Raw genomic sequence first — 14,419 nt, 5'->3', positions numbered from 1 at the left:
ATATGGAACATATCAAATGCCTAATCATCGGCTCCGGCCCCGCCGGTTACACTGCCGCCATCTACGCTGCCCGTGCCAACATGGCCCCCGTAATGTACATGGGATTGCAACCTGGTGGCCAGCTCACTATTACGAATGACGTAGAGAATTTCCCGGGCTATGCCGATGGCGTGATGGGCCCGCAGATGATGGAGGACCTGAAGAAACAGGCCGCTCGCTTCGGTACGGACATCCGCTACGGCATTGCGACGGCGGTAGACTTTTCGGTGCATCCGCGCAAAATCACTATCGACGAAAGCATTGAGTTGACGGCCGATACCGTCATCATTGCCACTGGCGCCTCGGCCAAGTGGTTGGGTATTCCGTCAGAAGCACGGCTGAATGGCTCGGGCGTTTCGGCCTGCGCCGTGTGCGACGGCTTCTTTTACCGGGGCCAGGAAGTAGCCATTGTGGGCGCCGGTGATACCGCTGCGGAGGAGGCAACTTACCTCGCGAACCTGTGCAGCAAGGTGACCATGATAGTGCGCAAAGGCGAAATGAAGGCCTCCAAAATCATGCAGAAGCGCGTGCTGGACAACCCTAAGATTGAGGTGCTGTTCAATACTGTGACCGATGAGATTCTGGGCGAGCACTCCGTGGAAGGCGTGCGCGTGAAAAATCTATTGACCCACGAAACCCGGGAAATTGCGCTGACGGGCTTCTTTGTGGCCATTGGACACGAGCCCAATTCCAAGATTTTCCAGCCCTACCTGCACCACGACGAGCAGGGCTACCTCAAAACGCTGCCCGGAACCAGCAAAACGAACATCGACGGCGTGTTTGCCTGCGGCGACGTGCAGGACTACACCTACCGCCAGGCCGTGACGGCCGCCGGCACCGGCTGCATGGCCGCGCTCGACGCCGAGCGCTATTTAGCTGCGCTGGGCACACACTAAAATCCTTGCATTGACGTGTTAGAAAGGACGAGCTTTGTGGTTCATCTTTTCTGACTTCTTTGTTTTGCACGAACGGCACGAAGGATTGGGCTTCCTGGTCCTTTGCCCTCGGCCTTTTTCTGTTTGCTTTTGACCTTTCTGAAAACAACTCACTGGCGTCCGACGCTGCTTCTGCTGGCACTCTTGCTGCTGCTGGCGGGGCTGCATCCGGCCCAGGCGCAACGCCGCAAGGCTCCGCGCACCAAAGCCCGGGCCGGCACTACTTCCGGCAATTCCGACTTTTTCCGCATTAAAATGCCGAAAATGCGGTACGTGAGGCCGGATACCACCACGGTTATCGAAACCGAAGAATTGCCCGATGAAAGCTCGGACGCCGCCAAATCTATCTACTTCAATCCAGCCAAAAAGCTCAGCATCGTAAGCGAAGACACCAGCACGCTCAACAACGGCGGGCAGCAAATCGTGGAGATGTCGGAAGAGGTGCTCATTGACTCCTCGTGGGTGAAGGTGGCGGGCTACTACTCCATCTGGGACACGCACAGCGTGAATCCTTACCGGGTGGATGGCCGCAGCTACCGCGACTCGCTCAAGCTCAAGCTCACAGACCCGGCCCGCCAACGCTACGCCAAAATGCCATTGGTGAGCACGCCCATCACCTCGGGCTTTGCCTTCCGCGGCTACCGCTGGCATTATGGCATGGACCTCGACCTGGAAACCGGCGACTCCGTGAAATCGGTGTTCGATGGCGTGGTGCGCATTAGCGCCTGGGACGGGGGCGGCTATGGCAACTACGTGCTGGTGCGGCACTACAACGGCCTGGAGACGATTTATGGCCACATGAGCAAGTCGCTGGTCACTGTCGGCACCTTTGTCAAAGCCGGCCAGCTCATCGGCTACGGTGGCAACACGGGGCGCAGTACGGGCTCGCACCTGCACTTTGAGGTGCGCTACCAGGGCAACCCCATCAATCCGGCCTTGGTATACGACTTCCCGGACTACAAGCTCCGAAAAGACAGCTTCACTATTACTTCGCAGCTGTTTAACTACTACAGCCGGGCCCTGCACCGCCGCAGTAGCAGCGGTGGGAGCAGCGGCAGCAGCCGGCCTTCCCGGGCCCGGCAGGTGGTCACGCACAAGGTGCGCTCTGGTGATACGCTTTCCGAAGTAGCCGAAAAATACGGCGTGCGCGTAAGCACCCTCAAAAAGCTGAATCCGGGAGTTAAAACGCTGCAGCCTGGCCGCAAGCTCCGGATTAAATAATCCTTTATCGCCTTCCTTGCCCACGACTGCGCCTGTCGTGCAGTACGCCTTTTAGCTCAACCTGTGACTAAGCTCGATATTCTAGCCCTAGGTGCGCACCCCGACGACGTGGAAATGTCGTGTTCCGGCACCTTGCTTGCGGCGGCAGCCGCCGGAAAAAATCGGAGTCGTCGATTTTACCCGCGGGGAGCTGGGCACCCGCGGTACTCCCGCCATCCGGGCGGCGGAAGCGGCGGCGGCCGGCTTCATTATGGGGTTGAGTGTTCGGGAAAACCTGGGGCTGCCCGACGGCTTCTTTCGCAACGACCGGGAGCATCAGTTGCCGCTTATCGCGGCCATCCGGCGCTACCAGCCCGAGGTAGTGCTGGCCAACGCCATCCACGACCGGCACCCCGACCACGGCCGTGGGGCTGCGCTGGCCGCGGAAGCCTGCTTTCTGGCCGGCCTGCGCCGCATTGAAACCTTTGGCGAGGATGGGTTGCCGCAGGCGCCGTGGCGACCCAGGAACGTGTATCACTACATTCAGGACCGCGCCATTGCCCCGGCTTTTGTGGTGGACATCTCGGCGCATTGGCCCAAGAAGTGGGAGAGCATCAGGGCCTATGGCACCCAGTTCTTTAATCCCGAACTGGACGAGCCGGCCACCTACCTCTCCAGCCAGGAGTTCTCGAAATTCATGGAAGCCCGGGCCCGCGAGTTTGGCCACATGATAGGAGTGGAATTTGGCGAAGGCTTCACGGTGCACCGCCCGGTGGGCGTGCGTGAGGTGAGCGACTTACTGTAGCAGCAAGCTGCTATCGGGCCTTCCTTATATTGGGCAATCGAATAGGATGTTGAGCCAACTCAGCAGCCCTGCGTGAGTGAATGCCTCGAAGAAACCAAACGGAAGTTTTTCCCGTTGTTACGGAAAATATTCTCACCTTTGGGAATGCATTCTTCGCCGGTACTCATGGCTGCTGCCACTCATCCTTCCGTCGTTTATTCGCCTGCTTTGCTGGGGCTCCAGGCCACCGTGGCCGATTCGTTTGCCCTGGTGATGCAGGCGCGCACCGGGGTGCTGGCCAAAACGGCCTTCGACGTGGCCGCGCTGCTGAAATTGAGTGCCGATGAGCTGGCCGGCCTGCTGCACACCACTACCAAAACGCTGCGGACTTACCGCGAAGGCAAGAAGCGCCTGGGCCCCGCAGCCAGTGAGCAGGTGCTGAAGCTGCTGGCTTTGGCCCGCCAGGGCGAAGAAGTGTTTGGCACGGTGCCGGCCTTCCGCCGCTGGCTCGACAAGCCCGCCTACGGCCTCGACAACCAGCCCCCGCTGGCATTGCTGGAAACCAGCGGCGGCATCGACCTGGTGGCCGACGAAGTGGACCGCATTGCCCACGGCGACTTCGCCTAGTACCGGCGCGTGGAAATCTACCGTATCTGCCTGGCGAAGTACGCCGGTGAGCTCGTGGCATCCGGCAACCCCGGCCGCTGGAATCTGCGTGGCCAAATGGTCATCTACGCCGCTGGCAGCCGGGCGCTGGCCTGCCTCGAAAACGTGGTGCACCGCAGCGGCGAAGGCCTCAACAGCCTTTTCAAAGTCATTCGCATTGAAGTTCCCGATGCCCTCGCCATTGAGGAATTGACCCTGGCCCAGATGCCCGCCGCATGGCAATTGCCGCGCCATTATGCCCGTTGTCAACCTTTGGGCAACGACTGGTATCAGCGCCAATCAGCGGCTGTACTGCGGGTGCCTTCCTCCATCATCGCGCAGGAGCATAACTACGTGCTCAATACCCGCCACCCGGATTTTGCGCAGGTGCGCATTGTGGGCTGGGAGGATTTTGAGTTTGACCCGCGGATTAAGGCAGAAGCAGGTTAGGGGCTCTGTGGATAAGTTGACTCTAATTCTTGTTAAGGCGCTGTCCTGGAAGGTATATAGGAAGGCTAGCAAGCTCAACGCAAGCCCTGCACGGACGCGTGCAAAACCAAACAAAATTGCCCGCCCTGCTTGCGTGAGGATTACCGTACCCCAGCCCGATTCCGCCGCCACCCTGAACCCTCCGCGCCAGCGGTTTCTGCGGCGGCGGCGGGTTTAGGCTTCTTGTCGCTTAGCAGCAGCGCGCCCAGCGCCACGGCCACTTTCGCGGTGGCATCGTTGGGTGCCGCCGGAGCTAGGGTAGTTGGGCTGAAATGGTCGCGGATGAAGTTGGTGTCGAAGTTGCCGCTCACGAAGGCGGGGTGCTGGAGCACGTAGGTGCCGAAGCCCAACGTAGTTTCGATGCCCGTGATTTTATATTCCTCGATGGCGCGCAGCATGCGGGCAATGGCCTCGGCGCGGTCGGCTCCGAAGGTGACGAGCTTGGCAATCATCGGGTCGTAATAAATCGGGATGTCCATGCCCTGCTCAAAACCGTCGTCGACGCGCACGCCGGGGCCCTGGGGCCGCACGTAGGTCGTGAGGGTTCCGATGTCGGGCAGGAAGTTGTTTTGTGGGTCTTCGGCGTACACCCGCAGCTCCAGGGCGTGACCGGTGATGGTGAGGTCTTCCTGCCGGAAGGCGAGGGGCTCACCTTGGGCTACTCGGATTTGCTCCTTCACCAAATCGAGCCCCGTGATTTGCTCCGTCACGGGGTGCTCTACCTGGAGGCGGGTGTTCATCTCCAGGAAGTAGAAGTTGTGCTGGTCGTCGAGCAGAAACTCTACGGTGCCGGCACCAGTGTAGTCGCAGGCGCGGGCCACGTCCACGGCACACTGACCCATTTGGGCGCGCAGCTCGGGCGTGAGGATGGAGGAGGGTGCTTCCTCAATCACCTTCTGGTGGCGGCGCTGGATGCTGCACTCGCGCTCGAACAGGTGCACAATGTGGCCGTGCTCGTCGCCCAATACCTGGATTTCGATGTGGCGCGGGCCGGTTACAAACTTCTCGATGAAGACCGAGCCGTCGCCAAAGGCCGACGTGGCCTCGTTGATGGCCAGTTGCATCTGCTCCTCAAACTCGTGGGCGCCGTTTACGATGCGCATGCCCTTGCCGCCGCCGCCGGCCGAGGCCTTGATGAGGATAGGAAAGCCCACTTCCTCGGCAATCTGCTTGGCGGCGGGCACGTCCGAAATGGCCTCGTCGGTGCCGGGCACCAGCGGGATGTTGTAGGCCTTCACGGCTTGTTTGGCCGATAGCTTGTCGCCCATGATTTCCATGGCCTCGGGCGAGGGCCCCACGAAAATCAGCCCCGCCGCGCGCACGGCGCGGGCAAAGCCGGCATTTTCCGACAGGAAGCCGTAGCCAGGGTGAATGGCGTCGACGCCGAGCTCTTTGCACACCTCCAGAATCTTGTCGCCGCGCAGGTAGCTGTCTTTGGAGGCGGGCGGCCCCACGCACACGGCCTCGTCGGCGTAGCGCACGTGCAGGGCGTTGCGGTCGGCTTCGGAGTAGATGGCCACGGTGGCAATGCCCATTTCTTTGGCGGAGCGCAACACGCGAAGGGCAATTTCGCCCCGGTTGGCGACGAGCAGCTTGGAGATTTTCTTCATGAGGACGGAGACGGGCGGAACAGAACGTATCAAATGGCCTGACAAGGCATCATTTCCGGGCCCGCAACCGATTGGCGCGGAGGGGAAAGATGCTTGGGCAAGCTCAGTTTGACGCGCCTTATGTTTATTTAGGGGTACTGACGGCACAAAGAAAGTTGGAAAGTGCCTGCCCGTCGCAAACATCAGGCGCGGGCTGGCGTTATTAGGCCCAAATTGTGTACATCGTCGGCCTGGGGCTACCTTTGTTATTAGGCCAGTTTGAAATTTCCTCTTGCTATTCAAACGGCTGCTCCTTCCGCAATTAATTATCACTTAACACCCCGTTTTTTTCTGTGGATATTTTCGACCGGGTTTCGGCCAACCGCGGCCCTTTGGGTTCGCAATCGCATTATGCTCACGGCTATTTCGCCTTTCCGAAGCTGGAAGGACAGATTCAGCCCCGCATGCAGTTTCGTGGCAAAGAGGTGCTGACCTGGAGCCTGAACAACTACCTCGGCCTGGCTAACCACCCCGAAGTGCGGCAGGCCGACATCGACGGTGCCACTGATTTTGGCATGGCCTACCCGATGGGTGCGCGCATCATGAGCGGCAACTCGACCCTGCACGAGCAGCTGGAAAACGAGCCTGGCCGACTTCGTGAACAAGCCCGGCGCGCTGCTGCTCAATTTCGGCTACCAGGGCGTGGTGAGCATCATCGACTCGCTGGTGAACCGCCACGACGTGATTGTGTACGACGCCGAGTCGCACGCTTGCATCATCGACGGCGTGCGCCTGCACCAGGGCAAGCGGTTTGTGTTTAACCACAACGACATGGCCAGCCTCGAAAAGCAGGCTCGAGCGCGCCAAGCGGCTGACCGACGAAACCGGCGGCGGAATCCTGGTGATTACGGAGGGAATGTTCGGCATGTCGGGCAACCTGGGCAAGCTGCCGGAAATCGTGAAACTGAAGGAAAAATTCGACTTCCGCATCTTCGTCGACGATGCTCATGGTTTTGGCACGCTGGGCCCCACGGGCGCCGGAACGGCCGAACATTTGGGCTGCCAGGACGGCGTAGACCTAATTTTTTACACGTTTGCTAAAAGCATGGCCAGCATCGGCGCATTCGTTGCCGGGCAGGAAAGCGTGATTGAATATTTGCGATACAACATGCGTAGCCAGATTTTCGCCAAATCGCTGCCCATGCCATTAGTAATCGGCGCGCTGAAGCGCCTGGAGCTGATTCGCAACCACCCCGAATACCGCGAGGACCTGTGGACCATCGTGCGGGCCCTGCAGAGCGGTTTGCGCGCAAAAGGCTTCAACCTTGGCACCACCGAATCGCCGGTGACGCCCGTGTTCCTGAACGGTGAATTGTCCGACGCAACGGCCCTAACCTTCGATTTACGCGAGAATCACGGCATTTTCTGCTCAATCGTGGTGTATCCGGTAGTGCCTAAGGGAGTGATTATGCTGCGTCTCATTCCCACGGCCAAGCACACGCTGGCCGACGTAGAGGAAACGATTGTGGCCTTCGAAGCCATGGCGGCTAAGCTCGACAAAGGCCTATATAGCAAGGCTGCTGAGCCCGTGCAAACTGCCTAAAAAACGCCGCTACGGCACTTCGCGCCGGTTGCCCGCAAGGGTGGCCGGCGCTTTTGTTTTTGTACTATTACAAGGGGGTGGCCTCGGCTCAACTTTGCGCAAATGGCCTTTTTTTGGTAAAATATGCCTTGAAAAGCAGGGGAGGGGTTTTAGAAAAAAACCGAAAAAGTTGCTTGCATTTGAAATCCCTGTATATTAGGGCCGGCTTAACACCACAACAATTTCATTTTTCACCCCAAACCCCCAACCCCCGATGAACAATTTCGGCAAACTGAAGGACCTCGTGATGTCGCTCGAAGACGACTTTTCGAAATTCTACGACAAGCAGAATGCTGCTGCTGGCACCCGCGTACGCAAGGGCATGCAGGAGCTGAAGACGATGGCCCAGGCGTTCCGTACCGAAGTACAGAATACCAAGAACGCCGGTGCTGGTGCTGCTCCCGCTGCTAAGAAAGCTGCTCCCGCTGGCGGCGCTGCTAAGAAGGCTGCTCCCGCTGCCAAGAAAGCCGCTCCCGCTGCTAAGAAGAAGTAATTCCACCCCACAACTTGGCTCAATTCTTTTGGGTTGAGCCAAGCTTGTGGATAGAATTACATCAAAAAGGCCCCGCTGTATGCAGCGGGGCCTTTTTTTGTTGTGGGCTTGGCGTGGGGCGGTTAAGCCAGCTCAACCAGGAAGTAGTTTTTCTTGCCTTTCTGCACCACCAGGTATTTGCCGGCCAGCAGGGGCGTGGTGGCCAGGGTGGCTTCGGGAGTGGCCACTTTTTCGCGGTTGATGCTCACGCCGCCTGCCTGAATCATCTTCTTGGCTTCGCCTTTGGAAGGGAAGATTTTGTGCATGGTGGCCTCGCTGAGCAGGGTCACGGCGTTGAGCGTGGGCAGCTCGGTGCGCGGCACGAGGATGTGCGGCACGCCCGCAAACACATCGAGCAGTGTGGCCTCGTCCAGGGATTGCAGGGCGGCGAGGTCGCCTTTGCCAAAGAGCACCTCGGAAGCCGCAATGGCCGCCTCGGTGGCTTCGGCTGAGTGCACGCGGGTGGTGACGTCGCGGGCCAGGGCTTTCTGCAACACGCGCAGGTGCGGGGCCTGGGCATGCTCAGCTTCCAGCGCCTGGATTTCGGCCTCGGTGAGCAGCGTGAACACGCGGATGAGGCGGGGTGCGTCGGCGTCGGCGGCGTTGAAGAAAAACTGGTAGAACTGGTAGGGTGACGTGAGCGTGGGGTCGAGCCAGACGGTGCCGGTTTCCGATTTGCCGTACTTGGTGCCGTCGGCTTTGGTAATGAGCTGGCCGGTGAGGGCGTAGGCTTTGGCTTCGCGTCCTTCGGCGCTGCTAAGGCGGCGGATGAGCTCGGTGCCGGTCGTGATGTTGCCCCACTGGTCGCTGGCGCCCATTTGCAGGGTGCAGCCCAGGGTTTTGTTCAGGTGCACGAAGTCGTAGCCCTGCAGCAGGTGGTAGCTGAACTCGGTGTAGCTGATGCCTTCGGCACGGTGCTCGGGCGCATCGGCGGTTTCGCCCTCGGTTGGCCCAATGCGGCGCTTCACCGAGTCCTTGGCCATCATGTAGTTTACGGTGAGGTGCTTGCCTACTTCGCGCAGAAACTGCAGGAAGCCGAAGTCTTTGAACCAGTCGTAGTTGTTCACGACCAATGCCCCGGTGGGGCCTTCGGAAAAGTCGAGAAACTTCTCGAGCCTGCGCCCGGATGCCTTCCTGGTTGGCGCGCAGGGTGGATTCGTCGAGCAGGTTGCGCTCGGCCGACTTGCCGCTGGGGTCGCCTATCATGCCGGTGGCGCCGCCCACCAGGGCCACGGGGCGGTGGCCGGCCCTCTGCAGGTGTACCAGCAGCATGATGGTGGCCAGGTTGCCGATGTGCAAAGAGGCGGCGGTGGGGTCGAAGCCGATGTAGCCGGTGATGGGCGCGTGGGTGGCCAGGTGTTCAGCCGTACCGGGCATGGAATCGTGGTACATGCCGCGCCAGGTCAGTTCAGGTATGAAATCCAATGAGGAATGAGGAATGAAGAATGAAGAATGAACACCAACGGTGCCGAACCGAGCGGTTTCGATTTAACAAAGGTAGCTACGGCGTAATTTTGGGCTTTCGTCGGTCCTGCGCCAGGCAATTCTTCATTCTTCATTCCTCATTCTTCTTTGATACTCGAAGCCGACGCCCTTCTCAAGCAGCTGCAGCAGCGGCAGTTTCAGCCCGTGTATTTCCTGCAGGGGGAGGAGCCGTACTATATAGACGTGGTGGCCGACCTCATTGAGAAATCAGTTTTGGCCGAGCACGAGCGCAGCTTCAACCAGGTGGTGCTGTACGGCAAGGACGTGGACGTAGCCGGCATTCTGGGCCAAGCCAAGCGGTTTCCCATGATGGCCGAGCGGTCAGTGGTCATCGTGAAAGAGGCCCAAACGGTGGCCGATTTGGAGCAGGAGCGGAGCTGGCCTTTTCTGGAGGCCTACCTGAAAAACCCGCTGGCCAGCACCGTGCTGGTACTGTGCTACAAGCACAAGACGCTGGATAGCCGCAAGAAGCTAGGCAAGCTGCTGAGCGGCAAAGACTCGCCGGCCGTGCTCATGACCAGCAAGAAGCTCTACGACAACCAGGTGCCGCAGTGGCTCACGGCTAACGTGCGCGCCCGCGGCCAGCAAATCACGGGGCAGGCCACGGCCATGCTGGCCGAGTACATCGGCGCCGACCTGGGCCGGCTGGCCAACGAAGTCGACAAGCTGGTGCTCAACCTGAAGCCCGGGCAGCCCATCGACGAAGAGCTGGTGCAGCGGCTGGTGGGCATCAGCAAAGACTACAACATCTTTGAGCTGCAAAAAGCCCTGGTGCAGCGCGACGTGCTCAAGGCGAACCGCATTCTGGGCTATTTCGCGGCCAATCCCAAGGCCAACCCGCTCATCCCGAACCTGACCTTGCTGTTTGGGTTTTTCACCAAGCTGTTGGTGCTGCACCAGGCCGGGCCCAACCCCTCGGATGGCGAGTTCAAGAAGCTGGGCATCATGAACAGCTTTGCCCAGAAAGAGTACCAGCAGGCCATGCGGGCTTACCCGGTAGAGCGCGTGGTAAACATCATTCACCTCGTCCGGCGGGCCGATGCGCAAAGCAAGGGCATCGAAAGCGGCTCGATGGACGACGGCGAGATTCTGCGGGAGCTAGTGTGGCTCATCCTGCACGCCATGCCGGCCGGGGTGCTGGAATAGCTCAGGCAGAACGTAGGCCCGGGTCTGGCCGTAAGAGAAAGGTGTTTCACTTAAGCCTTTTCACTCATGAACCAAAATTCATTTAACAAGCCCAGCGGTACGCTCGGCGGCATGTTATCGAGCTTGTTCCGGGGCGGCTCCCGTTCGGGGCAATATCCAACCGGCAGCGGCGGCGGTATCTCCGGCAAAATGGTGGGCGGCGCGTTGCTGGCTGCCGGCGCAGCCTATCTCTACAACCGCTCTAAGAACCGCAATGTCAATCAGAGCAGCAACGTGGCTCAGGTTCCTAATACGTTGAAGTAGCCGCGGAAAGGGCTGACAGCAGCTCAATTGACTTAAAAAGCCCGGTTATTGGCGCCCAACGAAAGTTCGGCGACGATAGCCGGGCTTTTTGAGTCAATTGAGCTGCTCAGTCCTAAGACCAGGAAGGAACCCCGCAAGGAAGCGTGCGTTGCCGCGCTTTTGCTTGACGGTGCCTGACGGGTAATGCGTGGAGGTGTTTGGGTACGCCTCCGGTAGCTGCCGGTAACTGCTCCAGCTTGGCGGACTGGCAAGAATCCTGCATTTCTGCGTTTTGTGGGCAACCTACGGGCTTTTATCGCTACTTTTGGCGAGTTCCCGGGTCCGGTGCGGCCCTTCCACGCAAGGTATTTTCATGAAGCTATTCCCCCGGTTGGCGCTGGCCGCCGCCCTGAGTGCCGCGGCGCCCGTGGCGTCCCACGCCCAGCAGACCCAGGTTTTTGCCGCCGACGAGCGGTTCTTTCAAGAGGGATTGGAACTGTTTGACCGCGGCCAGTACGGCGCGGCCCAGGAAGCGTTCCGGCAGTACCTGGCCCTCGAGCCGGTGCACACCAGCCAGGCTAGCCCCATTTCGGCCGACCGCACCGCCGATGCCGAGTACTACTACGCCGTGAGCGGCCTGTACCTGCTGCACCCCGATGCGGAGGGTTCCATCTTGGCCTTTGCCGAAAACCACCCGGCGCACCCGCGCTCGGCGGTGGCTTACTTCGAGCCTGGGCAAGTTTTACTTCGACCAGAAAAACTACGAGTCGGCCATTCGCTACCTCGAGAAGGTGGCGCCCGACAACCTCACCAACGACCAGCGCGCCGAGTCGGACTTTAAGCTGGCGTACAGCTATTTTGAGAAAAAGGAGTACGACAAGGCCCGCCTGCTGTTCGACCGCAGCAAGCAGGCCCAAACCGAGTTCAAGTACGCCACCATACTACGCGGGCTACCTCGCGTACCGGGCCGGCGACTTTGCCGCCGCCCGCGCCGACCTCGCCGTGGCCGAGCAAAACGACGCCTACAAGCCGGTGGTGCCGGCCATCGTGTCCCAGATTTACTACCGCGAGGGCAACTACGACGGGCTGATTGGGTACGCCTCGAATGCGCTCAAAAGCACGCCGCTGCCCCAGAACGCCGACGAAATCCAGATGCTGCTCGGCGACGCGTACTACCAGAAGGAGCGCTACAAGGAAGCGGCCGAGAACTTCGACAAGTTTGCCGCCAGCCGCAAGGGCAAAATTGAGCCGGCGCTGCAGTACAAGATTGGCTTTGCCAATTACAAGATGGGCGACTTCAAGGGTGCCATCGCCAGCCTGAAAAACGTGGCCGTGCGCCGCGACTCGTTGGGCCAGAATGCCGCCTATCACCTGGGCTTGAGCTACGTGCAGGCCAACCAGAAGCAGCAGGCCGTGACAGCCTTTGAAGCTGCCCGCCAGGCCACATTTGATAAGAACATTGCCGAAAACGCGACCCTGAAATTGGGCCAGGTGCAATATGAGTTGGGCAACTTGCCCGAGGTGATTGCCGTGCTGCGCGACTTCCGCAAGAAATTCCCCGCTCCAGCAATCAGGCGGCGGTCGACGATTTGCTGGCGGCCAGCTTTCTGGCCTCCACCGACTACTCGCAGGCCCTGGCGTACCTCGAAGGCCTCGACGACCGCAGCGAGAAGCTGAACGCCACCTACCAGCGCGTGGCCTACTCGCAGGCCGCCACGCTTTATAACAATGGCAACTACGGCGCGGCCCTGCCGCTGCTCGATAAATCCCTGAAATACCCGGCCGACGACGCCCTGCGCGCGGCGGCCCAGGTGCTGCGCGGCGAAATCTACAGCGTGGGCCAGCAGTACCCCGACGCCATCAACGCCTACGTCGCGGCCGCCCGCTCGGCCCGGCAGGGCGGCGTAAGTGCCGACGAGGTAGAGTTTGAGCAGAAGGCCCGCTACGGGTTGGGCTACGCTTATTACAACACCAAGCAGTACGAACGCGCCCGCCCGCAATTCCAGGCCTACGTATCCGATAAATCGGCCAAGCCCTCGGACCCGAATTACTACGACGCCACCCTGCGCCTGGCCGATACCTACTACGTGGCGAAAAGCTACCCGCAGGCATTGGACCTCTACGACAAGGTCATCAAGGCCAACGCCGCCGACAAGGACTACGCCTATTTCCAGAAAGGCCGGACCCTGGGTTTGATGGGCCGCCGCGACGAAGCCAACAACACGCTGGCCTCCTTGCTCAAGACCAGCCCCAACTCGCGCTACGCCGAGGAAGCCGTGTTCCAGCAAGCCCAGCTTTCGTTTGAAGCGGGCGAATACCAGCCGGCCGTCACGGAGTTCACGCGTCTACTCGACAACCGGCCCAACAGCCCGCTGGTGCCCCAGGCCCTGCAGAAGCGCGGCGTGTCCTATGCCAACCTGCAGCAGCAGGACAAAGCCGTGGCCGATTTCCAGCGCGTGCTGACGGAATTCCCCGGAGCGAGGCCGCCTCGCAGGCGCTTTACAGCTTGCAGGAAAGCCTGACGGCGCTGGGCCGGACCGAAGAATTCGACGCGGCCTTGGCCACGTTTAAGGCGCAAAACCCGGATAGCAAGGCGACGGAAAGCGTCGAGTTTGAAGCGGCCAAGTCGTTGTATCTGGCTGAGAAATATAAGCCTGCCATTCTACGCCTGGAGTCTTACTTGAAGCAGTATCCACAAACTGCCCTTGGGCCGGATGCGCGCTTCTTCCTGGCCGACTCTTACCTGAAAACCGGCGACAAGCAGCAGGGCCTGACCCGCCTGCGCGAGGTGGTGACGGAAGGCAAGAGTGAGTTTGTGAACCGCGCTGTGGGCCGCCTCGCCGACCTCGAGTTCGAGAACAAGAACTACGCCGAAGCCGCCAAATACTACGAGCGCCTGCGCGGCGCCAGCAACAACCGCCGCGAAGTGGCCAACGCGACGCTGGGCCAGATGCGCAGCCTCTACGAAACCGGCGACTACGCCGGCACCCGCCGCGTGGCCGAAGAACTGCGCACCCAGGCCGGCGCCACCGCCAATGCCACCAACGCGGCCCTGCTTTACTTGGGCAAGTCGAGTTTTGGCGCCGGCAATCTCGACCAGGCCGCAACTGAGTTGACTGCCGCCGCTGCCGCCGCGCCCAACGACGTGAACGGCGCCGAGGCCCAGTACTACCTGGCCGAGACGCTGTCCAAGCAGAAGAAGTACGAGGAAGCCATTGCGGCGGCCCTCAAAGTGAACTCCGAGTTCAGCAACTACGCCCTGTGGCAAGGGCGCGCCTTCCTGCTGGTGGCCGATGCTTACGCGGCGCAAGGCGACAACTTCCAGGCCCGCGGCACGCTCAACTCCATCATCGACAACAACTTCCCGGTGGCTGAAATTGTGGAAGGAGCCAAGCAGCGCCTGAAAACGCTCGGTGCCGACCAGCCCGATGATACTCCGGCTCCGGCGACGCCCAAAACGGCCCCGACCAAAACGCCGGCCAAAGCCCCCGCCAAAGCGCCGGCCACCACGCCGGCTGCCCCGGCCGGAAAGCCAGCAGTGAAACCGGCGCCCACCAAGGGCAAGACGGTAGTGCCACGCGCCAATCTGCAAGGCACGACTACTGCACCCGCCGACACGGCGACCCAACGCTAAGCCCGGCGTATTTTCTC

The 14,419-nt window shown here is 60.4% G+C and carries 11 protein-coding genes and 4 pseudogenes; 13 read left to right on the top strand and 2 right to left on the bottom strand.

Going from position 1 to position 14,419, the window contains the following annotated elements; all coding sequences use genetic code 11:
- Window positions 1-2: 2 nt before the first annotated feature.
- From trxB to ACFQT0_RS17055, 5 genes and pseudogenes are all read left to right on the top strand, one after another.
- Complete coding sequence (gene trxB / locus ACFQT0_RS17075; protein WP_380204419.1) at window positions 3-935, top strand: thioredoxin-disulfide reductase; 933 nt, start codon at window positions 3-5, stop codon at window positions 933-935.
- A gap of 183 nt (window positions 936-1,118) precedes the next feature.
- Window positions 1,119-2,195: a peptidoglycan DD-metalloendopeptidase family protein gene (locus ACFQT0_RS17070; protein ID WP_380204418.1), complete on the top strand. Its 1,077-nt coding sequence runs from the start codon at window positions 1,119-1,121 to the stop codon at window positions 2,193-2,195.
- A gap of 114 nt (window positions 2,196-2,309) precedes the next feature.
- A pseudogene (gene bshB1, locus ACFQT0_RS17065) lies at window positions 2,310-2,979 on the top strand (bacillithiol biosynthesis deacetylase BshB1).
- A 165-nt stretch (window positions 2,980-3,144) separates the two neighbouring features.
- Window positions 3,145-3,585: a type II RES/Xre toxin-antitoxin system antitoxin gene (parS, locus tag ACFQT0_RS17060; RefSeq protein WP_380204417.1), complete on the top strand. Its 441-nt coding sequence runs from the start codon at window positions 3,145-3,147 to the stop codon at window positions 3,583-3,585.
- Window positions 3,586-3,594: 9 nt separating this feature from the next.
- Complete coding sequence (locus ACFQT0_RS17055; RefSeq protein WP_380204416.1) at window positions 3,595-4,053, top strand: RES family NAD+ phosphorylase; 459 nt, start codon at window positions 3,595-3,597, stop codon at window positions 4,051-4,053.
- A 140-nt stretch (window positions 4,054-4,193) separates the two neighbouring features.
- On the opposite strand, the gene accC is transcribed toward ACFQT0_RS17055, so the two are convergent.
- On the bottom strand, window positions 4,194-5,702 hold the full coding sequence (gene accC / locus ACFQT0_RS17050) for an acetyl-CoA carboxylase biotin carboxylase subunit (RefSeq protein ID WP_380204415.1): 1,509 nt from the start codon (window positions 5,700-5,702) through the stop codon (window positions 4,194-4,196).
- Window positions 5,703-6,034: 332 nt separating this feature from the next.
- On the opposite strand from accC, the pseudogene ACFQT0_RS17045 reads away from it, so the two are divergent.
- Both ACFQT0_RS17045 and ACFQT0_RS17040 read left to right on the top strand, forming a co-directional pair.
- Window positions 6,035-7,284 (top strand): annotated as a pseudogene (locus ACFQT0_RS17045) (aminotransferase class I/II-fold pyridoxal phosphate-dependent enzyme).
- A 253-nt stretch (window positions 7,285-7,537) separates the two neighbouring features.
- Window positions 7,538-7,708, top strand: a pseudogene (locus tag ACFQT0_RS17040) (histone H1); the annotation flags it as partial.
- Window positions 7,709-7,938: 230 nt separating this feature from the next.
- Here the strand turns inward: ACFQT0_RS17040 and tyrS are convergent.
- Window positions 7,939-9,280 (bottom strand): annotated as a pseudogene (gene tyrS, locus ACFQT0_RS17035) (tyrosine--tRNA ligase).
- 147 nt (window positions 9,281-9,427) lie between these two features.
- On the opposite strand from tyrS, the gene holA reads away from it, so the two are divergent.
- The 6 genes from holA to ACFQT0_RS17005 all read left to right on the top strand — a co-directional run bounded on the left by holA (window position 9,428) and on the right by ACFQT0_RS17005 (window position 14,402).
- A complete protein-coding gene (holA, locus tag ACFQT0_RS17030) occupies window positions 9,428-10,486 on the top strand; it encodes a DNA polymerase III subunit delta (RefSeq protein ID WP_380204414.1) in 1,059 nt (352 codons plus the stop codon).
- Between the two features lie 66 nt (window positions 10,487-10,552).
- Window positions 10,553-10,789: a hypothetical protein gene (locus ACFQT0_RS17025; RefSeq protein ID WP_380204413.1), complete on the top strand. Its 237-nt coding sequence runs from the start codon at window positions 10,553-10,555 to the stop codon at window positions 10,787-10,789.
- 352 nt (window positions 10,790-11,141) lie between these two features.
- Window positions 11,142-11,609 (top strand): hypothetical protein, encoded by a 468-nt coding sequence (locus ACFQT0_RS17020; protein ID WP_380204412.1) that lies wholly within the window; start codon window positions 11,142-11,144, stop codon window positions 11,607-11,609.
- A gap of 161 nt (window positions 11,610-11,770) precedes the next feature.
- A complete protein-coding gene (locus ACFQT0_RS17015; protein ID WP_380204411.1) occupies window positions 11,771-12,445 on the top strand; it encodes a tetratricopeptide repeat protein in 675 nt (224 codons plus the stop codon).
- Window positions 12,358-13,290: a tetratricopeptide repeat protein gene (locus ACFQT0_RS17010; protein ID WP_380204410.1), complete on the top strand. Its 933-nt coding sequence runs from the start codon at window positions 12,358-12,360 to the stop codon at window positions 13,288-13,290. The genes ACFQT0_RS17015 and ACFQT0_RS17010 overlap by 88 nt, the downstream gene beginning before the upstream one ends.
- Window positions 13,275-14,402, top strand: coding sequence for a tetratricopeptide repeat protein (locus ACFQT0_RS17005; protein WP_380204409.1), 1,128 nt, complete (start codon window positions 13,275-13,277; stop codon window positions 14,400-14,402). Before ACFQT0_RS17010 ends, ACFQT0_RS17005 begins: the two co-directional genes overlap by 16 nt.
- Window positions 14,403-14,419: the final 17 nt, after the last annotated feature.

The organism is Hymenobacter humi (genome assembly GCF_042665855.1).
In the GTDB taxonomy this organism is placed as follows: domain Bacteria; phylum Bacteroidota; class Bacteroidia; order Cytophagales; family Hymenobacteraceae; genus Hymenobacter; species Hymenobacter humi.
Note: the sequence above shows the minus strand (reverse complement) of the source record. Positions and strands in the feature narration are given on the sequence as shown.

Bases quoted from the DNA above. Each gene is read 5' to 3' on its own strand.
- trxB (WP_380204419.1), top strand. From the start codon at position 3: ATGGAACATATCAAATGCCTAATCATCGGCTCCGGCCCCGCCGGTTAC.
- parS (WP_380204417.1), top strand. From the start codon at position 3,145: ATGGCTGCTGCCACTCATCCTTCCGTCGTTTATTCGCCTGCTTTGCTG.
- accC (WP_380204415.1), bottom strand. From the start codon at position 5,702: ATGAAGAAAATCTCCAAGCTGCTCGTCGCCAACCGGGGCGAAATTGCC.
- ACFQT0_RS17025 (WP_380204413.1), top strand. From the start codon at position 10,553: ATGAACCAAAATTCATTTAACAAGCCCAGCGGTACGCTCGGCGGCATG.
- ACFQT0_RS17020 (WP_380204412.1), top strand. From the start codon at position 11,142: ATGAAGCTATTCCCCCGGTTGGCGCTGGCCGCCGCCCTGAGTGCCGCG.